At 71.2% G+C, this 20,183-nt stretch carries 22 protein-coding genes; 11 read left to right on the top strand and 11 right to left on the bottom strand.

Annotated elements, in window-relative coordinates; translation table 11 throughout:
• The first annotated feature begins 158 nt into the window (after positions 1 to 158).
• The gene (yaaA, locus tag AC5YDA_RS06130; RefSeq protein WP_496190169.1) at positions 159 to 971 is read left to right on the top strand and encodes a peroxide stress protein YaaA; all 813 of its coding nucleotides are present in this window, start codon (positions 159 to 161) and stop codon (positions 969 to 971) included.
• Positions 972 to 973: 2 nt separating this feature from the next.
• Here the strand turns inward: yaaA and AC5YDA_RS06125 are convergent, their stop codons facing one another.
• Positions 974 to 1,531 (bottom strand): histidine phosphatase family protein, encoded by a 558-nt coding sequence (locus tag AC5YDA_RS06125; RefSeq protein WP_496190168.1) that lies wholly within the window; start codon positions 1,529 to 1,531, stop codon positions 974 to 976.
• 45 nt (positions 1,532 to 1,576) lie between these two features.
• On the opposite strand from AC5YDA_RS06125, the gene AC5YDA_RS06120 reads away from it, so the two are divergent.
• The gene (locus tag AC5YDA_RS06120) at positions 1,577 to 2,107 is read left to right on the top strand and encodes a bifunctional adenosylcobinamide kinase/adenosylcobinamide-phosphate guanylyltransferase (RefSeq protein WP_496190167.1); all 531 of its coding nucleotides are present in this window, start codon (positions 1,577 to 1,579) and stop codon (positions 2,105 to 2,107) included.
• Between the two features lie 265 nt (positions 2,108 to 2,372).
• Here AC5YDA_RS06120 and AC5YDA_RS06115 read toward each other — a convergent pair whose 3' ends face one another.
• Together AC5YDA_RS06115 and cobT are read right to left on the bottom strand one after the other, a co-directional pair.
• Complete coding sequence (locus AC5YDA_RS06115) at positions 2,373 to 3,161, bottom strand: adenosylcobinamide-GDP ribazoletransferase (protein ID WP_496190166.1); 789 nt, start codon at positions 3,159 to 3,161, stop codon at positions 2,373 to 2,375.
• Entirely contained in the window at positions 3,161 to 4,177 is a 1,017-nt protein-coding gene (gene cobT, locus AC5YDA_RS06110) for a nicotinate-nucleotide--dimethylbenzimidazole phosphoribosyltransferase (RefSeq protein WP_496190165.1), read from the bottom strand. Before cobT ends, AC5YDA_RS06115 begins: the two co-directional genes overlap by 1 nt.
• 42 nt (positions 4,178 to 4,219) lie before the next feature.
• Between cobT and AC5YDA_RS06105 the strand changes: the two genes are divergently transcribed.
• The gene (locus AC5YDA_RS06105) at positions 4,220 to 4,852 is read left to right on the top strand and encodes an IMPACT family protein (RefSeq protein ID WP_496190164.1); all 633 of its coding nucleotides are present in this window, start codon (positions 4,220 to 4,222) and stop codon (positions 4,850 to 4,852) included.
• A gap of 42 nt (positions 4,853 to 4,894) precedes the next feature.
• Here the strand turns inward: AC5YDA_RS06105 and AC5YDA_RS06100 are convergent, their stop codons facing one another.
• From AC5YDA_RS06100 to AC5YDA_RS06085, 4 genes are all read right to left on the bottom strand, one after another.
• Positions 4,895 to 5,272 (bottom strand): VOC family protein, encoded by a 378-nt coding sequence (locus AC5YDA_RS06100; RefSeq protein ID WP_496190163.1) that lies wholly within the window; start codon positions 5,270 to 5,272, stop codon positions 4,895 to 4,897.
• A 340-nt stretch (positions 5,273 to 5,612) separates the two neighbouring features.
• Positions 5,613 to 7,331, bottom strand: coding sequence for a glycoside hydrolase family 13 protein (locus AC5YDA_RS06095; RefSeq protein WP_496190162.1), 1,719 nt, complete (start codon positions 7,329 to 7,331; stop codon positions 5,613 to 5,615).
• 76 nt (positions 7,332 to 7,407) lie between these two features.
• Positions 7,408 to 9,165 (bottom strand): sugar-binding domain-containing protein, encoded by a 1,758-nt coding sequence (locus tag AC5YDA_RS06090; RefSeq protein WP_496190161.1) that lies wholly within the window; start codon positions 9,163 to 9,165, stop codon positions 7,408 to 7,410.
• A gap of 25 nt (positions 9,166 to 9,190) precedes the next feature.
• A complete protein-coding gene (locus AC5YDA_RS06085; protein ID WP_496190160.1) occupies positions 9,191 to 10,117 on the bottom strand; it encodes a DMT family transporter in 927 nt (308 codons plus the stop codon).
• A 46-nt stretch (positions 10,118 to 10,163) separates the two neighbouring features.
• Between AC5YDA_RS06085 and AC5YDA_RS06080 the strand changes: the two genes are divergently transcribed.
• The 5 genes from AC5YDA_RS06080 (at position 10,164) to AC5YDA_RS06060 (ending at position 13,684) form a co-directional block, all read left to right on the top strand.
• Positions 10,164 to 10,505 carry a DUF2218 domain-containing protein gene (locus AC5YDA_RS06080; protein ID WP_496190159.1) on the top strand — a complete coding sequence of 114 codons (342 nt, stop codon included), beginning with the start codon at positions 10,164 to 10,166 and terminating at the stop codon, positions 10,503 to 10,505.
• A gap of 90 nt (positions 10,506 to 10,595) precedes the next feature.
• Positions 10,596 to 10,922, top strand: coding sequence for a 4a-hydroxytetrahydrobiopterin dehydratase (locus AC5YDA_RS06075; RefSeq protein WP_496190158.1), 327 nt, complete (start codon positions 10,596 to 10,598; stop codon positions 10,920 to 10,922).
• Positions 10,922 to 12,316, top strand: coding sequence for a class II fumarate hydratase (gene fumC, locus AC5YDA_RS06070; protein WP_496190157.1), 1,395 nt, complete (start codon positions 10,922 to 10,924; stop codon positions 12,314 to 12,316). Before AC5YDA_RS06075 ends, fumC begins: the two co-directional genes overlap by 1 nt.
• An 81-nt stretch (positions 12,317 to 12,397) precedes the next feature.
• Positions 12,398 to 12,718 carry an antitoxin gene (locus AC5YDA_RS06065; protein WP_496190156.1) on the top strand — a complete coding sequence of 107 codons (321 nt, stop codon included), beginning with the start codon at positions 12,398 to 12,400 and terminating at the stop codon, positions 12,716 to 12,718.
• Between the two features lie 105 nt (positions 12,719 to 12,823).
• Positions 12,824 to 13,684 (top strand): exodeoxyribonuclease III, encoded by an 861-nt coding sequence (locus tag AC5YDA_RS06060; RefSeq protein ID WP_496190155.1) that lies wholly within the window; start codon positions 12,824 to 12,826, stop codon positions 13,682 to 13,684.
• Positions 13,685 to 13,792: 108 nt separating this feature from the next.
• Here the strand turns inward: AC5YDA_RS06060 and AC5YDA_RS06055 are convergent, their stop codons facing one another.
• Positions 13,793 to 14,104, bottom strand: coding sequence for a GNAT family N-acetyltransferase (locus tag AC5YDA_RS06055; RefSeq protein ID WP_496190154.1), 312 nt, complete (start codon positions 14,102 to 14,104; stop codon positions 13,793 to 13,795).
• A 239-nt stretch (positions 14,105 to 14,343) separates the two neighbouring features.
• Between AC5YDA_RS06055 and AC5YDA_RS06050 the strand changes: the two genes are divergently transcribed.
• Positions 14,344 to 16,377 carry a glycoside-pentoside-hexuronide (GPH):cation symporter gene (locus tag AC5YDA_RS06050; RefSeq protein ID WP_496190153.1) on the top strand — a complete coding sequence of 678 codons (2,034 nt, stop codon included), beginning with the start codon at positions 14,344 to 14,346 and terminating at the stop codon, positions 16,375 to 16,377.
• A gap of 10 nt (positions 16,378 to 16,387) precedes the next feature.
• Here the strand turns inward: AC5YDA_RS06050 and AC5YDA_RS06045 are convergent, their stop codons facing one another.
• Both AC5YDA_RS06045 and AC5YDA_RS06040 read right to left on the bottom strand, forming a co-directional pair.
• On the bottom strand, positions 16,388 to 17,047 hold the full coding sequence (locus AC5YDA_RS06045; RefSeq protein WP_496190152.1) for a response regulator: 660 nt from the start codon (positions 17,045 to 17,047) through the stop codon (positions 16,388 to 16,390).
• Positions 17,044 to 18,210, bottom strand: coding sequence for a sensor histidine kinase (locus AC5YDA_RS06040; protein WP_496190151.1), 1,167 nt, complete (start codon positions 18,208 to 18,210; stop codon positions 17,044 to 17,046). Before AC5YDA_RS06040 ends, AC5YDA_RS06045 begins: the two co-directional genes overlap by 4 nt.
• 143 nt (positions 18,211 to 18,353) lie before the next feature.
• Between AC5YDA_RS06040 and AC5YDA_RS06035 the strand changes: the two genes are divergently transcribed.
• Entirely contained in the window at positions 18,354 to 18,752 is a 399-nt protein-coding gene (locus AC5YDA_RS06035) for an SHOCT domain-containing protein (protein WP_496190150.1), read from the top strand.
• A 3-nt stretch (positions 18,753 to 18,755) separates the two neighbouring features.
• Positions 18,756 to 18,983: an SHOCT domain-containing protein gene (locus tag AC5YDA_RS06030; RefSeq protein ID WP_496190149.1), complete on the top strand. Its 228-nt coding sequence runs from the start codon at positions 18,756 to 18,758 to the stop codon at positions 18,981 to 18,983.
• A gap of 153 nt (positions 18,984 to 19,136) precedes the next feature.
• On the opposite strand, the gene mgrA is transcribed toward AC5YDA_RS06030, so the two are convergent.
• Complete coding sequence (gene mgrA / locus AC5YDA_RS06025) at positions 19,137 to 20,171, bottom strand: L-glyceraldehyde 3-phosphate reductase (RefSeq protein WP_496190148.1); 1,035 nt, start codon at positions 20,169 to 20,171, stop codon at positions 19,137 to 19,139.
• Positions 20,172 to 20,183 lie beyond the last annotated feature (12 nt).

Raw genomic sequence — 20,183 nt, 5'->3', positions numbered from 1 at the left:
CATCTGGACCACATGGCCCCCGACTCCTGCCGCGCGGAACCTTTCTGACAAGGTGAGATGCGAAACGAATGGCGCACATCCGAACCAGATGTGGTCCAGAGGGCGCTACCTCGGGTGAACGGCATGGCAGCCGCCGCGAGACCGGCTACCCTCGGGGCGTGATCACGCTGCTGTCCCCGGCGAAGTCGCTGGACTACGAGACCAAGCCCGCCACGCGCAAGCACACCGAGCCGCGGCTGCTCGAGGAGTCGCAACAACTCATCGCCGTGCTCCGCACACGGTCGGTGGCCGACCTGGCCTCCCTCATGCACATCTCGGACGAACTCGCCGCGCTGAACGCCCTGCGGTACGCCGAGTTCTCAGTGCCGTTCACGGCGAAGAACGCGAAGCAGGCCGTGCTGGCGTTCGACGGGGACGTCTACCAGGGCATGGCGGCGTCCGAGCGGTTCGACGAGCGGGACTTCACCGAGGCGCAGAAGACCGTGCGGATCCTCTCGGGGCTGTACGGCGTCCTGCGTCCGCTCGACCTGATCCAGCCGTACCGGCTCGAGATGGGCACCAGGCTGAGGACCGAGCGCGGCCCCACCCTGTACGCGTGGTGGGGGGACCGCATCTCCGAGGTGCTCAGGCGCGACCTGGCGGAGTCGCCGGGCGCCGCTGTCGTGGTCAACCTGGCCTCGGACGAGTACGTCAGGTCCGTCCGTCCGGACGTGCTCGGGGCGCGCATCATCTCGCCGCGCTTCGAGGACACCGACGCCCGCGGCGTCCGCAAGGTGGTGTCCTTCTACGCCAAGCGCGCCCGCGGGGAGATGGCGGGCTGGATGGTGCGCAACCGCGTCCGCACGGCCGGGGCCCTGGCACGCTTCGACGAGGCGGGTTACCGGTACGACGAGGGGGCCTCCACGCCGGACCTGCCGGTGTTCGTGCGCTCCTTCGAGGAGCGTCCTGTGGCGGGGGCCGGCCGCGACTGACGTCAGTCGGCCAGTACGGGCCCGTTGACGATTCCTCCGTTGGGCAGGTCGAACCATTCGATGTCGCGTGCACCGCGCCCCTGCAGCAGGGACATCCCGATCTGGATCACATGCCCGTGCGTCACCAGGACGACCGGGCCGGGATGGGCCGCCTCGATCCGGGCGAAGGTCTCCAGCAGGCGGGTGTGGACGTCCGCAACCGACTCTCCGTTGCCCCAGCGCACCTCGTTGATGTGGGCCGAGCCCGGGCTGGATGCGGTCAACTCCGAGAACAACTGGCCCTCCATCGACCCGAAGCTCTGCTCGCGCAGCCCGGGCTCGGACCACAGGGGCAGGTTCAGGACGCCGGCGATGATGCGCGCGGTCGCGAGGGTGCGCTGCAGGTCTGAGGCGATGACGGCGGTGAGGCCCTTGCGTGCGGCCAGGAGGACGGCGGCCCCCTCGGACTGGGTGTGTCCGAGCGGGGTGAGGGGGCTGTCGAGGTGGCCCACCACGCGGCCCTGCGCGTTGGCCACGCACTGACCGTGCCGGACGAAGGTGAAGCGAGGGGTCGGGGTCACCCTCCCCAACCTAGTGGGCGTCCGGAGGGGGCTAGGGTGCCTTCCGTGAGTCGAGTCTTGGTCACGGGCGGCGTGCGTTCTGGTAAGTCCGGGTATGCGGAGGGGCTGTTGCGCGTCCTCGACGGCGTGACCTATGTGACGCCCGGTTATCCCGCTGATCCGGCCCTCGACCCCGAGTGGGCCGCCCGCGTCGCCCGGCACCGCCTCGTCAGGCAACCGAGTTGGGTGACGGTCGAGACCGTCGATGTCGCCGAGGCGATCCGCGTGACCTCGGGGCCCGTGCTGGTCGACTGCATCGGCACCTGGCTGACCCGCCAATTGGACGCCGTGGGTTGGGACACCCCGCGTCCCGAGGCCTCCCTGCTGATGGAGCGCCGGACGGCCGAGCTCGCGGCCGCCGTGGGGGGCCACCCCGGACCGATCGTGCTGGTCACCAACGAGGTCGGCTGGGGTGTCGTGCCGGAACACCCCTCCGGGCGGCTCTTCTCCGACCTGCTCGGCCGGGCGAACCAGGCCTTGGGCAGGGTGGTCGACGACGTGGTCCTGGTGGTCGCGGGCCGAGCGCTGCACCTGTAGCGCCGAGGGGCTGCCGGAGAGCCGCCGAGGGCCTGTTGGAAAGCTGCCGAGGGCCTGTCGGTCACCCCAACTCCCGCCAGGCGGGTGCGGATCACGAGGCGGACGCGGTGGTCCGGCAGGGGCTGGTTCGGGGTGAAGTGCAACGCGCTCTTGGTGCGGCTGAAACCCGCGATGTCGTCTTCGAGCATGCCGAGGGTAGGTCCAAAGCGAGCCCTCGGTAGGTCCAAAGCGAGCCCTCGGCAGGGAACAGGGGAGCCCTCGGCGCTCAGCGGATGGCGAGACCCAGCAGGATCCCCAAGGCCATCAACTCGACCATCGCGCCCAGGACGTCCCCGGTGATACCACCCAGTTTCCGGACGGCCAGGGCCAGCACGCTGCCCGAGAGGAAGGTGCCGGCGACCAGGCCCCACGCCCAGGCGTTGCGGTCCACGCCGGGTCCGAGCCAACCGGCCAGTCCGTCCGTGACCAGCATCCCCACGAGGAACAGCGCCACGGTCAGGAGGGCCCCGAGCCAACGCGGCACCGACCGGGCCACCCCCGTCCCCAGCCCGTCGGTGCGCGCGGCCGGCACCGCCCGGGAACAAGCGTGGGTGAGGGCGAGGCGTCCGACCGCGAGGGCCAGCCCGGCCAGCACCCAGCCCCCCGGCCGGATCAACAGGTCACCGATCAGCACCCCCTGCAGTCCATAGACCAACACCACCGCGAGCACGCCCATCGGGCCGACGTCCCCGCGCCGCATGATCTCCAGGGCCGCCTCGCGCGGACGCCCCGAACCCAGCCCGTCCGCCGTGTCGGCGAGCCCGTCGGCGTGGATCGCCCTGGTGGCCACAGCGAGCGAGGCGACCACCACCAGCCCCGCAGCAGCCGCCGGTACCTCCAGCAGGGCAAGACCCCACCCGAGCGCCGCGCATGCCAGCGTCACCGGCAGGACCACGAGCCACCCGATCGACATGGCCACGCCGGCCACGGCAGCGTTGACGTTCTTCGGCGGTGGCCCCGGGATCGCGGTCAGCGTCCCCCAGGCCAGCCGCAGCCCCTCGAGCAGGATGCGCATCAGAGGTCCGACAGCGACGCGACCTCGCGCAGGGCCGCCACGGCTGCGTGCAGGACGCCCACCGCCAGCACGGCTCCCGAGCCCTCGCCCAGCCGCATGCCCAGGTCGAGGATCGGCGACAGCCCCAGGTGGGTCTGGGCGAGTTCGCAGGCGGGCTCGGTCGAGCGGTGCCCGGCGACCATCCAGTGCCGTGCGCCCGGGAACACCTCATCGGCGAGCAGCGCCTCGGCGCTCGCGATCAAGCCGTCCACCACGACCGGGACGCCTCGGCGAACCGCGCCGCCGATGAAGCCCGCGGCCGCGGCGATGTCCGCCGAGCCGAGAGCGGCCAGGCGCTGGCGGGGGTCGACCGCTCGGTCTCCGATGCGGTCCAGGGCCTCATCGATGACCTCGATCTTCCGGGCCAGGCCGGCGTCGTCGAGGCCGGTGCCGCGGCCGGCCACATCGGCGCCGCGCAGGTCCAGGGACGCCGCCACCAGTGCCGCGGCGGGTGTGGTGTTGCCGATGCCCAGATCGCCGGCGATGAGCAGTTGGGCCCCCTCGGCGATCGCCTCGGCGGCGATCGTGTCGCCGGCCAGCAGGGCGGCGCCCAGTTCCTCCGCGGTCAGCGCGTCCTCGCGGTGGATCGCCCGGGCCGGCCCGATGCGGAAGCGGGCCACCTCGTCGGGCACGCCGCGCAGTGACCGGACGCCCAGGTCGTACACCTCGACCTTCACCCCGGCCGAGCGGGCCAGGGCGTTCACACCGGCCTTCCCGGCGAGGATCCCGTGCACCATCGCGGGCGTCACCTCGACCGGGTAGGCCGAAACGCCGGCGTCCGCCACGGCGTGGTCGCCCGCGAAGATGACCACGCGGACATCCCTCAGGGGACGCGGCGGGCACTCACCTTGGCAGGCGGCCACCCAGGCGGCCAGTTCCTCGAGGCGGCCGAGGGCGCCCTTCGGCTTGGCCTGGGCGTCGGACAGCGCCAGCGCCTCGGCGTGGACGGTGGGACTTGGAGGAGCGATCGCGTTCATCGCATGCCATCCTCGCACGGGCCGCGTGGAAGGATGGCTTCTGTGACCCTCTTGCTCCCGCGCGGCTACTCGGCCGAGTCGGAGCTCGAGATCAGGCGGTCCCGGTTCATCACGCGCCTCGCGCGCGTCGACAGCGAGGACGCCGCCCGCGCCGTCATCGCATCCGTGCGCACGACGTACCCGGACGCGCGGCACCACTGCACCGCCTTCATCATCCACGTGCCGGACGCCCAGCCGATCGAGCGGTCCTCCGACGACGGCGAGCCGGCAGGCACCGCGGGCATGCCGATGCTCGAGGTGCTCCGCGGATCGGGCTTGTCCAACGTGGTCGCCGTGGTCACGCGGTACTTCGGCGGCGTCCTGCTCGGCACCGGCGGCCTCGTCCGGGCCTACTCCGACTCGGTCACCGCCGCCGTGTCCGGGACGCCGCGGGTGCGGCCGGTCGTCCGCCGGCTCGTCGGGCTCGAGGTGGACGCCGCCGAGGCGGGACGCGTCCAAGGAGCCCTCATGAACCGCGGCGTGGACGTCGTGGACGCCGACTGGGGTGGCGCGTCCGTCCTGCTCACCCTGTCCGTCGACGACCCCGGAGCCGCCCTGCCGCTCGTGCGTGAGGTGGCCCAGTCCGACGTCGACCTGGTGCCGTTGGGGGAGCAGGTCCACGAGGTGCCGGCCTGAGAAGCGCCCCTGGCGAGCGCTGCCGCGGCCCGCTGCCCGGGGTCAGTCCTCGGCGAGGTCGCCGCCGGTCTGGCCCTCGAACAGTCCGATGGCGTTGCCGTCCGGATCGTTGAACGCGGCGTACCAACTGGTGGGATCGATGCTCGTCTTCGGCATCGTGACGGTGCCGCCGTTGACCTCGACCTTGGCCAGGACGTCGTCGATCGAGTCCACCTCGACATAGGAGCGCGGCTGCGTGAAGCCCTCGCTCCGGTGGGCGAGTCCGCCGCCGCTGATCTTGTTCGGGGCCTGCCACATGGGGTAGCCCTCGAAGCCCGGGACCTCGGCGATGTGCCAGCCGAACAGGTCGCTGTAGAACGCGGACGCCTTCTCGAGGTCGGCGACCGGGATGTCGATGTGCGTGATGTCACCGTGGGCCATGGCTTCTCCTTGGTGGGGTTGCCCACGACGCTAGACGGATCCGGATGGCGCGTACAGGGGGACGGTGGACAGGTTTCCTGGCCCTTGGCCCCTTGGTGAGGCTCCCTGGTGTGGCCCCTTGGTGAGGCTCCCGGCGCGCCGACACTCAGACTTGCCACTCCTGCCCCCGTGGCGGCACGGGGCTAGGAGTGACAAGTCTGAGTGTCGGCGCCCACCGCCGACGCAGGTGTGGCAAGTCTGAGTGTCGAGGACCCCCTCAGGCCCCCGCGCCCTCAGCGGCCCCCACGGCAGCGGTCCAGACGGCCCCGGCGGCGCCGGACTGCCGGTTGAGCGCCGGCGGTCAGACCGCCAGCCAGGCCGTGGCGTCGGACGGGAGCCGGCCGTCGACCAGGTCGACCGAGCTCAGCAGCACCTCGCCGGCCGGCAGGTCCACCGGGTCGTCACCGAAGTTGACGACCACGACCGTCGAGTTCCCGCGCGTGAACGCGAGCACGTCTCCGCCGTCCGCCTCGTGGGGAGCGGAGGCCTCGCTGCGGAAGTCGGCGCGCTCGTGTCGCAGCCGCAACGCCGTCCGGTAGAGGGTCAGCATCGATCCCGGGTCGCCGTCCTGCTTCTCGGCCGTCAACTCACCCCACGATGAGGGCTGGGGGAGCCACGGCGAGGCGTCCACGCCGAAGCCGAACGGGGCGACCCCGCCGGACCACGGCAGCGGGACGCGGCAACCGTCCCGGCCACGGACCTTGTGTCCTGAGCGCTCCCAGGTCGGGTCCTGCAGCAGGGCCTCGGGGAGGTCCTCGACCTCCTCGAGGCCGAGTTCCTCCCCCTGGTAGATGTAGGCCGAACCCGGCAGGCCCAGTTCCAGGAGGGCCGCCGCCCGGGCGCGGCGCCGTCCCAGTTCCAGGTCGGTCGGCATCGCGTGCAGCTTGGCACCGAGTTCGATCGGATCCCCGGCCGGCTCGAGGCGGTGCTCCACGGCGTAGTTGACGCCCGTGACGGGCTTGCCGTAGCGGGTCGCCACCCGGACGTTGTCGTGGTTGCCGAGCACCCACGTCGCGGGTGCCCCGACCGACTCGTGTGCCGGGATGGTCTTCGCGATCACCGCGCGCTGGGAGTCCGCGGACCACTCCGAGAGGAGGGCGTCGAAGTTGAACGTGGTGTGCAGGCGATCCTGGCGGACGTACTCCACGAGCCGTTCGATCGGGTCGAGGTACGCCTCGGCGACGAAGATGCGCGCGCCCAGGTCGGTGTCGGCGTAGGTGTCGGCGATGGCGCGCCAGCGGCGGTGGATGGTACCGAGGTCGGTGTGGTCCCAGTGCGGGGCGCCGACCTCCTTGAGGTTGCTGCCCATCCCGGTGTGGGGGTTGATGATGTGGTCGGGCAGGGCGGGATCCTTGGCCATCGAGTCCGCCACGTCGATGCGGAAGCCGTCGATGCCGCGGTCGAACCAGAACCGCAGGACCTCGTCGAACATCGCCGCGACCTCGGGGTTGGCCCAGTTCCAGTCCGGCTGCGAGACGTCGAACAGGTGGAGGTACCACTGGCCCGGGGTGCCGTCCGGGTTGGTGGTGCGGGTCCACGCCCGACCGCCGAAGATGGACGCCCAGTTGTTCGGGGGGAGTTCGCCACCGGCACCGCGGCCGTCACGGAAGATGTACCGCTCGCGTTCCGGCGAGCCCGGGGCGGCGGCCAGTGCCTCCTTGAACCACGGGTGCTCCCAGCTGGAGTGGTTCGGCACCAGGTCGATCAGCACCCGGATGCCGTGCTCGTGGGCGCGCGCGATGAACTCGTCGGCGTCGGCGAGGGTGCCGAAGTCGGGGTTGATGTCGCAGTAGTCGGCCACGTCGTACCCGCCGTCCAGCAGCGGCGACGGGTACCACGGGCTCACCCACACGGCGTCGACGCCGAGGTCGGCCAGGTAGGGGAGCTTCTCGGTGATGCCGCGCACGTCGCCGGTGCCGTCGTTGTCGGCGTCCGCGAACGAGCGCGGGTACACCTGGTACACCACCGCGTGGCGCCACCAGTCGGAATCAAGGAAGTGCGGGTTCGGCGTAGGGCTCATGGAGCACTAGCCAACCGGCTGCCCACCGGTGTGGTCAAGGGGTGGTGACCAATTTTTGTCGAAATAGAGAAAACCGTTACCCGGAGGCCGTCACAGCCGCCCTCAAGTCCTCGATCGGAACCTTCGGCGTCCGATCCGGCCAGGCCAGCCCGTTCTGTTCCTGGCGGCAGTCCGTGAGCTGGGTCCAGCAGAATCCGGCCAGCCCCGATCGCGACCCGACGGGGGCCACCAGCGCGCGCACGCGTTCCAGCAACGCCTCGGCGTCGGCGACCTCGCCGTACCCCCACGAGTCGCTCCCGCGCCGGAGCGACACCCCGCCGAACTCGCTGACCACCACCGGCGCCCCCGCGAGCAGGGGGTCGATCAGCACCACCTTGCCGCCGGGGCGCTCGCCTGCGAGGGTGGCGCGCACGGCGTCCGGCGTGCCGTAGCGGGAGCCGAGCAGGTCGGGGTCGTGCGTGTAGTCGTGGACGCCGACGAGGTCGCCGGCCACGTTCTCCCAGCCGTCGTTGCCGATGGCCAGGCGCGTCGGGTCGAGCGACTTGGCCAGCCAGTACGCGCCACGGACCGCCGCCTGCTGGGATGCCGAGGTCGCGACCTCGCCCACGCCCCAGCTCTCGTTGTAGGGCACCCATGCCACGACGCTGGGATGGTTGCGGTCGCGCTCGATGAGGGCGGTGAGCGTCGCCGTGACCTCGGCGGTCGACCGCGGCGAGTGCACGTACGCCGCCGGGACGTCCGCCCACACCATCAACCCCACCTCGTCGCACGCGCGCAGGAAGCGCGGGTCGGCGCTGACCTGGTGCATGCGCAGTCCGTTGAACCCCATCCCCTTGATCAGGGCGGCCTCGGCGACCAGCGCGTCCAGCGACGGGGCGGTGAAGAGGGTGTCGGGCCAGAAGGCCTGCTCCAGGACGAGCCGGGAGAAGACGGTGACGCCGTTCAGTTCGACCACGCCCGCGCGGACGTCGACCGTGCGCAGGCCGGTGTAGCCGGACACCTCGTCGAGCACCACGTCGCCGCGCAGCAGCCGGAGCCTGACGTCGATGAGCACCGGTGCGTCCGGAGTCCAGTACAGCCACGGGGTGTCGGCGCTCGCCGCGCGACCGAGCCGGGCGTACACCTCCACCGGGGACGCCGTCGCTTCGGCGCGGACCGTCCCCAGCTCCAGCCCCTGGCAGGCGAAGGACGCCTCGACGACCAGATCGTCCGTCTCGTCCCAGCCGGCCAGGCGGACGAGTCCGTGCAGGTGGCCGGCGAGGTCCAGGGTGGTCCACGCCGCCGAGGCCATGCGGACGGCCGGGGCCACTTCGAGCCACACCGACCGCCAGATGCCCGACGACCGGTCGTACCAGATCATGTGCGGCTCGTCATGCCAGTCCTGCTTGCCGCGCAGCTGTTCCACGTCGCGGGTCAGGTCGGTCGCCGCGACGACGACCTCGTGCTCGGGGCCGTCGGCCAGCGCGTCCGTGATGTCGAAGACGAACGGCGTGTAGCCGCCGGTGTGCTCACCGACGAGTCGTCCGTCCACCCAGACGCGTGCGTGGTGGTCCACCGCCTCGAAGTGCAGCAGGACGCGCTCGTCCGCGGCGTGGTCGACGGTGAAGGTCCGTCGGTAGCGTGGGTGGTCACAGCGGGACTCGGAGATGCCCGAGGCGGACGACTCGGGCGGGAAGGGCACCTGGATCGTGCGGTCCCAGGCCTGGTCGGCGGGCGTGTCCTGGGCCCGTCCGCTGCTGAACCGCCATGGCCCGTCGAGGGAGTGCCACGCGGCGCGCGCGAAGGTGGGGCGTGGGTGGTTCGCAGGGGGGCGGGCGGGGGTGTCGGCGTTCATCGGTACCTGCTCTCGGTCCTCTACCTCAGGGATGCAGTTCCGGCTCCATCGTGTCACGGGTGGCGCGAATTCCGCTGCCGAGCGTCGACATCAGCACCGCGGTCAGCAGCAAGCCGGCGCCGACGGCGGCCGGCCCGGTCAGCCACTCGCCGACGACCAGCGCTGCGAGCACCGTGGCGGTGAGGGGCTCCAGCAGGGCGACCAGCGAGCCGGTCGTGCCGCTCTGGGTGCGCAGCCCGCGGAGGTAGGAGAGGTAGGCGACCGCCGACGGAACCAGGCCGAGCGCCAGCACGAGCAGGACCGCCGGCGGGGTGGGCGTGAAGCCGATGGGTCCGAATGCGGACGCGATGGACAGGACGGCGATCCCGCCCAGGACGAACGCCGCACCGGTGCCGGTGGCATCGTCGAAATCCGGATCGGGGTTCGCACCCATGATGCTGATCGCGGCGAACGACGCGCCCGCCACGCAGGCCAGCCCCGAGCCGATCGCCGCGTCGGTGAGGGTGATCCCCTCCGGTGGTGAACCCGCCAGCAGCGCCAGCCCGATCAGGGCCGCGGCCAGGGCGAGCCCGAGGCGTCCGGTCAGGCGGGTGCGCCCGGTCATGGCTTCGATCGCGAGCACGAGGACCGGTGTCGACCCGATGGTGACGAGGGCGGCGACCGCGATCCCCACGAAACCGATCGCCGAGAAGAAGGCCATCTGGTAGACGCTCGTGGCCAGGCCGAGGCCGGCGACGCGGACCCAGCCGGACCGCTGCCGCGGGAGGCGGAAGCGGCGCGTGAGGAGGGTGAACGCGAGGATCAGCAACCCGCCGACCAGGATGCGGTGGCCGCCCGCCGACAGCAGCGGCAGCCCCGACTCGGCGCGCAGCAGGACGCCGAGGGTGCCTGACGTCCCCCAGGCCAGGCCGGCGAGCACGAGCCAGCCGAGTCCCGTCCTGTGCGTTGTCACGCGGGGAATCCTCGCACGACACGCACGCCTGCGTAGGCTGGCGTCCGTGACCGACCTCACCAGCACCGCCGCCGTCGCCACGGACCGCCCCGGACGGTACGCCAAGCAACTCGCCTCGCACTTCCGGAAGAAGATCCCCACCACGTGGGAGGACGAGTCCGGTGAAGGGTTCCTCGACTTCCCGGGTGGGCGGGCGACGCTCGCCGCGGGCGACGGCGTCCTGTTCGTCGCCCTGGTCTGCGAGGACGCCGAGGCCCGCGACCGCCTCGAGTCGGTGGTGGGACGCCACCTCGTCCGGTTCGGCGCCAAGGACGAACTCGTCTGCACGTGGGAGCGCACCGACGGCACGACGGGCTCCGAGCAGCGCAACACCGGTGACGAGGAGTGACATGGCGCTGCGGTGGCACTCCGTCGTCGAGCAGCCGCGACCGCTGACGAACCCCTTGGTTCTACGGATGTCCGGGGCGAGGATGGGGCCATGAGTGATTCCATCACCGCTGACGAGTTCAACAGCGCCGAGGGCCTGCGCGACTGGCGGGTCGCCGACGAGGTCGCCAGCGCCCGGTTCCACACGGGTTCCTTCGCCACGGGCGTCGAGTTCGTGGTCGCGATCGGGCGGGACGCCGACGCCGCCAACCACCACCCCGATGTCGACCTGCGCTACGACCACGTCGACGTCTCCCTGACCTCCCACGACGTGGGCGGTCTGAGCCGGCGCGACATCGCGCTGGCCCGCAAGATCAGCGCCGCGGCGAGGCACCTGGGCGCCGTCGCCGACCCCGACCGTGAAGGAGAGGACGCCTGATGCGTATCGAGCGAGACAGCATGGGCACCGTCGAGGTGCCGGACGACGCCTACTGGGGCGCGCAGACGCAGCGCTCCATCGGCAACTTCGACATCGGTCGTGACACCTTCGTGTGGGGTCGCGCCATGGTGCGTGCCCTCGGGGTCCTGAAGAAGGCGGCGGCCCAGGCCAACGGCGACCTGGGTGAGCTGCCGGGCGACGTGGCCGACCTCATCGTCCGGGCGGCGGACGAGGTGATCGCGGGCGACCTGGACGAGCACTTCCCACTCGTGGTGTTCCAGACCGGGTCCGGCACCCAGTCGAACATGAACGCCAACGAGGTCATCTCCAACCGCGCCATCGAGATGGCCGGCGGGGTCAGGGGTTCCAAGGACCCGGTCCACCCCAACGACCACGTCAACCGCGGTCAGTCGAGCAACGACACGTTCCCCACCGCGATGCACGTCGCGGTGGTGAGCGAACTGAACGGGCGCCTCTGGGCGCCGGTCGAACGGCTGCGTGACGTACTGGCGGCCAAGGCGTCCCGGTTCGCCGACGTCGTCATGGTGGGGCGCACCCACCTGCAGGACGCCACCCCGGTCACGCTCGGCCAGGTCATCGGCGGCTGGGTCGCCCAGATCGACTTCGCGCTGGAGGGTGTGCGCGCCGCCGACCGGCGTGCCCGCGACCTCGCGATCGGGGGCACCGCCGTGGGTACGGGCCTCAACGCCCACCCCGACTTCGGACGCCTCACCGCCGAGCGGATCAGCGCCGAGACGGGCCTGGAGTTCCGGCAGGCCGACAACCTGTTCGCGGCGCTCTCGGCGCACGACTCGCTGGTCGAGGTGTCGGCGTCCCTGCGCACCTTGGCGGGGGCACTGATGAAGATCGCCAACGACGTCCGCTGGTACGCCTCCGGGCCGCGCAACGGCATCGGCGAGTTGACGATCCCCGAGAACGAGCCGGGGTCGTCGATCATGCCGGGCAAGGTCAATCCGACGCAGTCCGAGGCCGTGACCATGGTCGTCGCCCGCGTGTTCGGCAATGACGCCACCGCCGCCTTCGCGGGCAGCCAGGGCAACTTCCAGCTCAACGTGTTCAAGCCCGTCATGGCACACGCGGTGTTGGAGTCGATCCGGCTGCTGGCCGACGCGGCGGCGTCCTTCACCGACCACTGCATCGTCGGCCTGGAGCCCAACCGCGAGCGGATCGAGGCGAACCTGTCCTCGAACCTGATGCTGGTGACGGCCCTCAACCGCCACATCGGCTACGACGCGGCGGCCGCCATCGCCAAGGAGGCCCACAAGAGCGGCTCCACGCTTCGGGAGGCGGCGATCCGCTCGGGCAAGCTGACCGGCGAGGAGTTCGACGCGTGGGTCGTCCCGGTGGACATGACCCATCCGTCGGCCGGCTGACCGCGATCTTCCCCCTTTCCCACGGGCGACGGTCGTCGCTACCGTGAACCCGGTACGAGTGTCCCCATCAGGAGGTAAGTCATGACCGACCAGCCGCAGCAGTTCAACGCCGGTGAGTACGTCGACAAGGCCAAGGGCTACGCGCAGCAGAACCCGGAGCAGGCGCGCAGCTTCATCGACAAGATCGAGGACTTCGTCGACGAGAGGACCGGAGGCCAGTACTCCGCCCAGGTCGACCAGGCGGGCGACTGGGTCGAGGGCCAACTCGGCCTGCCGAACAACACCAACAACCCGTTGCCGACCGAACCGCGGGTGGATCCGGAGGCCCCGACCGACCCGATGATCCCGACGCAGGAGCCGACGTTCCCCACCACGGATCCCGAGGCGCCGCCCACGGCCTGATCGTCGCCGGGCCAGCACTCGCCCGCACTCCTCGAGGGGTGCGGGCGAGTTCTGTGCCCGGGCGTGGTGGAACCGCCCGTCCCCGGGCGCGCTAGCCTCGGGGTGGTGAGGATCGCCACGTGGAACGTCAACTCCGTCAAGCAGCGCATCCCGCGACTGCTGCCCTGGCTGGAGCAGCGGCGTCCGGACGTGGTGTGCCTGCAGGAGACCAAGCTGTCGGACGAGGCCTTCGCCGCCCTGCTCGCCGAGCCCCTCGCCGAGCGCGGCTACACCTTCGCCCACCACGGCCAGGGCCAGTGGAACGGTGTCGCCCTGCTCTCGAGGGTCGGCATCGACGACGTCGAGCGCGGCTTCGCCGGGCAACCCGTCTACGCGGACAGGGCCGAGGCGCGGGCGATCAGCGCCGTGTGCGGCGGCGTCCGCGTGCATTCGCTCTACGTGCCGAACGGCCGCGAGGTGGCGTCCGACCACTACGCCTACAAGCTCGCCTGGCTGGACGCCCTGCGTGCGGCCGTGGCGGACGGCCCGGCGGACGCGGCACTGTGCGGCGACATGAACATCGCCCCGTCGGACGCCGACGTCTTCGACCCGTCCGCCTACGTCGGGCACACGCACGTGACCCCGCCCGAGCGGGACGCCCTCGGGGCCTTCGGACTCGTGGACGTCCTGCGTGAACGCTGGCCGAACGAGCGCGTCTTCTCCTACTGGGACTACCGCGCCGGCATGTTCCACCAGGACCTCGGCATGCGCATCGACCTCGTCCTCGCCTCGGCGTCCGTCGCGGCCCGCGCGCGGGCCGCCTGGGTCGACCGTGAGGCGCGCAAGGGCAAGCTGCCGTCCGACCACGCGCCCGTGATCGTCGACCTCGACGAGGCCCCGGACGGGGACGTCGGCCCCGTCGTCCCGCCGCCCTCGCGCCCGGCGACCCGCACGAAGGTCACGCTGCCCCAGGGGTCGCGCGACTGACGATGCGGCCGGCTCCGAGATCGCCGACGACTGGGACACCCTCGGGATGCGCGGCACCCAGTCGAACCCCGCGAAGCTGGTCCGCTCACCGAGCCCGGTCGGAACTGATCAGGGGACCGGCTCGCCGGCCCGCGGGCGGTAGATCAGGTCGGCGTAGTCGGGATGGCGTTCGATCCACCCGTCGACGAAGGGGCACAGCGGCAGCACGCGCATGCCTTGGGCGCGGGCGTGGTCGAGCGTGGTGCGGACGAGCAGGCTCCCCAGGCCGATGCCCTCGTACCGCACCCTCACCTCGGTGTGGTGGAACACGATGATCTGGGACGTCTGCTCGTAGGTGGTCCACCCCAGCACCTTGCGCCCGTCGCGCACCTCGAACCGGCGACGCTCGGGATTGTCGACCACGGTGTAGTCGGCGTCCATGGGCTCATTATCGCTGCCCGGTGGCTCCTCCGCGAGGGCTGGCCGTCGCCCTCGACGCCGACCTGCAGGTGGACGGTCATCCGCTCGGGAGCGAGCGTCCGGTCATGACCCCCCACCACGGTGATCTGCATGACAATTCCCAACAGGTTCGACGGCAACATTGGCGATTCGGCCTCCGACCATCGATCGTCGCCCTACCGTCGACATCAGCCGTTGAAGTTTCGATGAAGGGGAGTGGCATGACCACCGCAACGTTGGACAAGGGGCCCAAGGGCACGCTGGGGAACGGAAGGGTCGTTTCCTACGCGCTGGGCGATGTGGCCAACAACCTCGCGTTCCAGATGACCTCGATGTTCCTGATGGTCTACATGACCGACATCGTGGGGCTCTCCGCCGCGGCGGCCGGCACGATCTACGCCGTCACGAAGGTCTGGGCCGGTGTCGCCGACCTGATCGCCGGCAACACCGTCGACAAGGCCAACACGCGCTGGGGCCGTCTACGCCCCTGGCTGCTGTGGGGCTCGACGCCGCTGGCGATCATGCTGGTCCTGTTGTTCAGCACCCCGGCCGGCCTGACCCCGACCCAGGCGTTCGTCTGGATCCTCCTGTTCGACGCCGCCTTCCAGCTGGCCTACTCGTTCGTCAACATCCCGTACGGCTCCCTGTCCGCGGCCATGACGCAGAACTCGCTCGACCGCTCGCGCCTCTCGGGCGCCCGTTCCATCGGTTCGGCCATCACCGGCGTCGCGTTGTCCGCCATCATCTCGCCCCAGTTCCAGGGCATCCAGGAACTGCCGATGGAAGAGGTGCGGCTCAAGTTCACGATCACCTGCGTCATCCTCGGCGTCCTGGCGGTCCTCCTCTACCTCGTGTGCTTCCTCAACACCCGTGAGGTCGTGCCGAGGACGCCCGGCAAGAGCAAGTTCTCCACCACCATGAAGATGGTCGGCCGGAACAAGCCCCTGCTCGTCCTCTGCATCGGGGCGTTCTTCCTGCTGGGCGCCATGTTCACCATGAACGCCGTGGCGATGTACTACACGCGTTCCGTCCTGGGCAATGCCGGCTACTTCACCTTCCTGATGCTCGCCCAGACGGTCGGCACGATCCTCGCGGCGTCCTTCGTGCCCGCCATCACCGTCAAGCTGGGCAAGCGGCTCGGCTACATCGTCATGGCGTTCGTGGCCGTCGTCGCATACGTCGTGATCGCCCTGGTCCCGACCGGCGGCCTGGTGATGGCGATCGTCGGGTGGTTCATCCTCGGCGTCGGCGTCGGCGGCACCAACGCCCTGATGTTCTCGATGCAGGCCGACACCGTCGACTACGGCGAGTGGAAGACCGGCACGCGTTCCGAGGGTGGCGCGTACTCGATCCTGTCCTTCGTCCGGAAGTCCGGCCAGGGCCTGGGCGGTGCGCTCGGTGGTCCGATCATCGGCGCCTTCGGGTACTCCGCCGCGATCAAGCTGGGTGACCCCGGCTTCGAGCACATGGTCACCGGCCTTCGCGTGGCCACCGGCTGGGTGCCCGCGATCCTGGGCATCATCGCCGCCCTGATCCTGTTCGCCTACCCCCTGTCGGAGAAGCAGCACGCCCACCTCGTCGGCGAACTCAACGAACGCAGGTCGGCCGCCGCGGGCGTCCCGGGAGCCGGGACCCCGGCCGCCGCCACCGGTCCCGTGGTCACGCTCTTCGAGCAGTACGGCTGCGGCGCGGACGCCATCGGACGCAAGGTCGCCGAGCGCCTCGGCGTCCCGTACACCGGCCAGCGCCTCAGTTCCGCCGACCTGGAGGCCGCCCCGGAGTACGACGAAAAGGTCGAGGGCACGTGGGATCGCTTCCTGCGCAGCGTGGCCGGCCGTGGCATCTCCGACGCCGACCTCAACATCGGTGCCGACCAGCGGGCCGACCGCAACCTCGCTGCCGAGAACGCCATCGAGGTCACGCAAGCCGTCGCCCATGGCGGGGTCATCCTCGGCCGGAACGCGACGGTGGTCCTCGCCCAGCACCCCGGCGCGCTCCACGTCCGCCTGACGGCTCCGGCGGGGGTGCGGGTCGGCCGCGCCGCCGAGTTCGATGCGATCTCGGAGGAGGTCGCCGAGCGCCGGAGCGAGTCCGAGGACCGGTTGCGTGGGGAGATGTCGAAGCGCCTGTACGGCTGGGATCCGAACAACGACGAGGCTTACGACCTGGTCATCAACACCGGCCGGTACTCGATCGACGAGGCCGTGGACATGATCGTCCGCGCCCACGACGTCAGAGCCGGAGGCAGGGGCTGATCCCGGCGCGTCAGACGAGCCCGGACCGGTAGGCGATCACCACGAGCTGTGCCCGATCCCGGGCGCCCAGCTTGAGCAGGATGTGGCTCACGTGCGTCCGGGCCGTGGCCTTGCTGATGAACAGGCGCTCGGCCAGTTCGTCGTTGTTGAGGCCCTGGGCCACGAGTTCGAGCACCTCGCGTTCCCGTTCGGTCAGGTCATCCAGGCGTGGGTGGCGCTGGGGGCTCGGCGAGCGGCGCTGCTGGGTGAACGTCGAGATGACCGTCCGCGTCACGGTGGGGGAGAGCAGGCTGTCGCCGCCGGCGGCGGCCCGGATCGCGCGCAGGATGTCGTCGGGATCGGCGTCCTTGATCAGGAATCCCGAGGCGCCGGCCTCGAGCGAGGCGAAGACGTACTCGTCCAGCTCGAAGGTGGTCAGCATGACGACGTGGGTGCCGGCCAGCGCGGGGTCGGACACGATGGCGCGCAGGGCACTCAGCCCGTCGGTGCCGGGCATCCGGATGTCCATGAGGACGACGTCGGGGGCCAGCTCCCGCGCCTGTTCGATCGCCTCGCCGCCGTCGGACGCCTCGCCCACGACGACCATCCCGGGCTCCGAGGTCACCAGGGCGCGCAGGCCCATACGGACCAGCGGCTGATCGTCGGCGAGCAACACCCGGATGTCGTTCATCGTCCTCCTCCGGGAAGCCACGCCGCCACCACGAAACCGGACGCCGTGGGGCCGGCCTCCAGCGTGCCACCCAGGGCATCCACCCGCTCGCGCATGCCGCGCAGCCCGCCGCCCTCGGTGATCTGCGCCGGTGGCGCCCCGTCGTCGGTGACCTTGAGCCAGAGGCCCGGTCCATCGCGTCCGATCGTCACGGTGACCGCCCGTCCGGGTGCGTGGCGGACGGCGTTGGTGAGGGCCTCCTGGACGATCCGGTAGGCCGCCGCCTCGGTGGCGGCGCCGAGGCCCGCGGCGTCCGGCAAGGGGGCGAGGTCGACGCGGACGCCACCCGCGCGCACCTCCTCCACCAGCTGGGGGATCGTCGACAGCGACGGGGTGGGGGCGAGCGGGGTCTCGTCGCCGCGGAAGACGCCGAGGGTGCGGCGGAGCTCGGTCAGGGCGTCCTTGGACGAGGAGCGGATCGCCTCCAGCGAGACACGGGCCTGGGCGGGGTCGGCGTCCATCACCCGGAGCGCGACGGCGGACTGCAGGGAGATCATCGAGAGCGAGTGCCCCACGACGTCGTGGATCTCCCGCGCCAGGCGCAACCGCTCGTCGGACGCCGCGCGCTCGATCGCCTCAGCGCGCTCGTGCTCGCGGACGGCGTGGCGGTCCCGGGCGAGGGCGAACAGCAGCGTCGGGACCAGGACCCAGAGGAACTGCGACGCGATGGAGGTCCACATGCGCCAGTCGGTCACGCCGAGGGCGGGTGCGTCCCACCACGTGGCCCACAACGCGAGCAGGATCAGGGCGAGCCAGGGGGCGGTGCGCGCGGTCCCGCGGTGGCGCAGGAACCCGATCGACAGGATGAGTGCGGGCAGGAAGCCGGCGATGGAGGGGCCGTCGAGGGCGCCGTAGGCGACCAGGCCGGCCATGCCGACGAGGAAGCCGGTGAGGGGACGCCGTGGCAGCAGCACGATGCCGGCGCACACGACGAGGATCGCCACCCAGACCGGGAGGTCGAGGGGGGAGGAGGGCGGCGGGGGAGCGGTCACCGGACCCATGCGGCCCGGTCCCATCATCGCGCCGTCGTCCATGTGGGTCGTGAACCATCCGGCGCGCCACCCGAACACCAGGGCGCCGCCGGCGACGAGCGTCGCCACGGCGGTGCGCACGCGGGTGTCCATGCGGGGAAGGCTACGTGGCCCGGGCGTGCGATGCATCGGTCCCGGTGCCGAGGCGGACGTACGCACGGTGACGTACGCGGGCGCACAGCCGGGTCATCGCCGGGGCCGATGAAAGAGACAGCCCGGACGCGTTGGATGAAGACATGTTCAACACATTCGTTCCTCTCGACATGGGCGGTCACCTCGGCCAGATGGGTCACTGGGGGTTCGGCCCGGTGATGATGCTGCCGGGGCTCCTCCTGGCGCTCCTCGCCGTCGTCGTCATCATCAGCCTGCTCAAGCACGGCCGCGTCGGCCCCGTTCGCTGGGATCCGCGTCACCAGGGCGGGCCCGGATCCGCCGGGCAGGGCCAGGACGGGCCCGGCCGTCGCCCCGGTCCACCGTGGGCCGAGGGGCCGTGGGGCCGTGGCCCGTGGGCCCAACCCTCGCCGGAGGAAGCAGCCCTCGCCACCCTCGCCGACCGACTCGCCAAGGGCGAGATCTCGCCCGAGGAGTACCTCGAGCGGTCCACCGCGCTGCGCGGCGGGCGTCAGGAGGGCTGAGCCATGATGTGGCTGGTGGTCCTCGCCGTCTTCCTCGTGATCCTGGCCGGGCGCGGACGCATCGGTCCGTTCCTCTGGGATCCGCGCCACCGGACGGCGCTCACCGGCGGTGCCCCGCGGGTGGCGTCCGGTTTCGACGACGCCGAGCGGATCCTCGCCCAGCGTTACGCCGACGGTGAACTGAGCACCGACGAGTACTACGAGCGACTGAGCCTGCTGCGGGCGCGCTGAACGCTCCGCCGGGTGGGGTTGGTGGTGGTGCCGGTGGTGGTGCCGGTGGTGGTGCCGACACTCAACAAAGTCTCATCCGCGAAGGAAAAAAACCCTCTCGATTGTGACCTTGTTGAGTGTCGGCGCGCCGGGGGGCACCCCGCCCCACCCCGATCAGGAAACCGACTGGCGGGCGGTCCTCCACAGGTCGATGCCGCCGTCCACCGCGTGCTCGTCGATCGCCGCGAGTTCGTCGTCGCTGAAGGCCAGGTTCTCCAGGGCCCCGAGGTTGTCGAGCACCTGCTCCGTCCGGGACGCCCCGATCAGCACCGACGTCACCCGCTCGTCCCGCAGCGCCCAGGCCAGGGCCATCTGGGCCAGCGACTGGCCGCGCCCGGCCGCGATGTCGTTCAGCGCGCGGATGTGGCCGAGTGCCTCATCGCCCAGGAGCTTCCGGCCCAGTGACTTGCGCTGGGCGGCCCGGGACCCCGCCGGGATCCCCTCGAGGTAGCGGTCGGTCAGCATGCCCTGGGCCAGCGGCGAGAACGCGATGCAGCCGGCGCCGACGTCGGACAGGGTGTCGAGCAGTCCCTCGGTCTCGATCCAGCGGTTGAGCATCGAATAGCTCGGCTGGTGGATCAGCAGCGGCGTGCCCAGGTCGGCCAGGATGCGCGCGGCCTCGGCGGTCAACTCCGGGGAGTAGGACGAGATCCCCACGTACAGCGCCCGCCCCGTCCGGACGATGTGGTCGAGCGCGCCCATGGTCTCCTCGAGGGGCGTGTTCGGGTCGGGGCGGTGGTGGTAGAAGATGTCGACGTAGTCCAGCCCCATGCGCTTCAGCGACTGGTCGCACGACGCGATGAGGTACTTCCGCGACCCGCCCACACCGCCGTACGGACCCGGCCACATGTCCCAGCCGGCCTTGCTCGAGATGACCAGCTCGTCACGCAGGCCGGGGAACGACTCACGCAGGTGGCGTCCGAAGTTCTGCTCGGCCGAGCCGTAGGGCGGCCCGTAGTTGTTGGCCAGGTCGAAGTGGGTGACCCCGTGGTCGAACGCGGTGGTCAGCATGTCCCGCTGGCGCTCGAACGGGACGTCGTCGCCGAAGTTGTGCCACAGGCCCAGGCTCACCGCGGGCAGGCGCAGACCGGAGCGCCCGATCTGGCGGTACTTCATGGTGTCATAGCGGTCATCGGACGGTGTGTACATGGGTCCTCCTCC

It is taken from the genome of Propioniciclava sp. LT294 (assembly GCF_059516005.1).
This window is presented reverse-complemented; position numbering and strand designations above follow the sequence as displayed.

What these genes read in the sequence shown, in the direction of transcription:
- AC5YDA_RS06115 (WP_496190166.1), bottom strand. Translation starts at nt 3,161, where the DNA reads ATGCGCATCCTGCTCGAGGGGCTGCGGCTGGCCTGGGGGACGCTGACC.
- cobT (WP_496190165.1), bottom strand. Translation starts at nt 4,177, where the DNA reads ATGAACGCGATCGCTCCTCCAAGTCCCACCGTCCACGCCGAGGCGCTG.
- AC5YDA_RS06100 (WP_496190163.1), bottom strand. Translation starts at nt 5,272, where the DNA reads ATGGCCCACGGTGACATCACGCACATCGACATCCCGGTCGCCGACCTC.
- AC5YDA_RS06095 (WP_496190162.1), bottom strand. Translation starts at nt 7,331, where the DNA reads ATGAGCCCTACGCCGAACCCGCACTTCCTTGATTCCGACTGGTGGCGC.
- AC5YDA_RS06090 (WP_496190161.1), bottom strand. Translation starts at nt 9,165, where the DNA reads ATGAACGCCGACACCCCCGCCCGCCCCCCTGCGAACCACCCACGCCCC.
- AC5YDA_RS06075 (WP_496190158.1), top strand. Translation starts at nt 10,596, where the DNA reads ATGAGTGATTCCATCACCGCTGACGAGTTCAACAGCGCCGAGGGCCTG.
- fumC (WP_496190157.1), top strand. Translation starts at nt 10,922, where the DNA reads ATGCGTATCGAGCGAGACAGCATGGGCACCGTCGAGGTGCCGGACGAC.
- AC5YDA_RS06065 (WP_496190156.1), top strand. Translation starts at nt 12,398, where the DNA reads ATGACCGACCAGCCGCAGCAGTTCAACGCCGGTGAGTACGTCGACAAG.
- AC5YDA_RS06055 (WP_496190154.1), bottom strand. Translation starts at nt 14,104, where the DNA reads ATGGACGCCGACTACACCGTGGTCGACAATCCCGAGCGTCGCCGGTTC.
- AC5YDA_RS06050 (WP_496190153.1), top strand. Translation starts at nt 14,344, where the DNA reads ATGACCACCGCAACGTTGGACAAGGGGCCCAAGGGCACGCTGGGGAAC.
- AC5YDA_RS06045 (WP_496190152.1), bottom strand. Translation starts at nt 17,047, where the DNA reads ATGAACGACATCCGGGTGTTGCTCGCCGACGATCAGCCGCTGGTCCGT.
- AC5YDA_RS06040 (WP_496190151.1), bottom strand. Translation starts at nt 18,210, where the DNA reads ATGGACACCCGCGTGCGCACCGCCGTGGCGACGCTCGTCGCCGGCGGC.
- AC5YDA_RS06035 (WP_496190150.1), top strand. Translation starts at nt 18,354, where the DNA reads ATGTTCAACACATTCGTTCCTCTCGACATGGGCGGTCACCTCGGCCAG.
- AC5YDA_RS06030 (WP_496190149.1), top strand. Translation starts at nt 18,756, where the DNA reads ATGATGTGGCTGGTGGTCCTCGCCGTCTTCCTCGTGATCCTGGCCGGG.
- mgrA (WP_496190148.1), bottom strand. Translation starts at nt 20,171, where the DNA reads ATGTACACACCGTCCGATGACCGCTATGACACCATGAAGTACCGCCAG.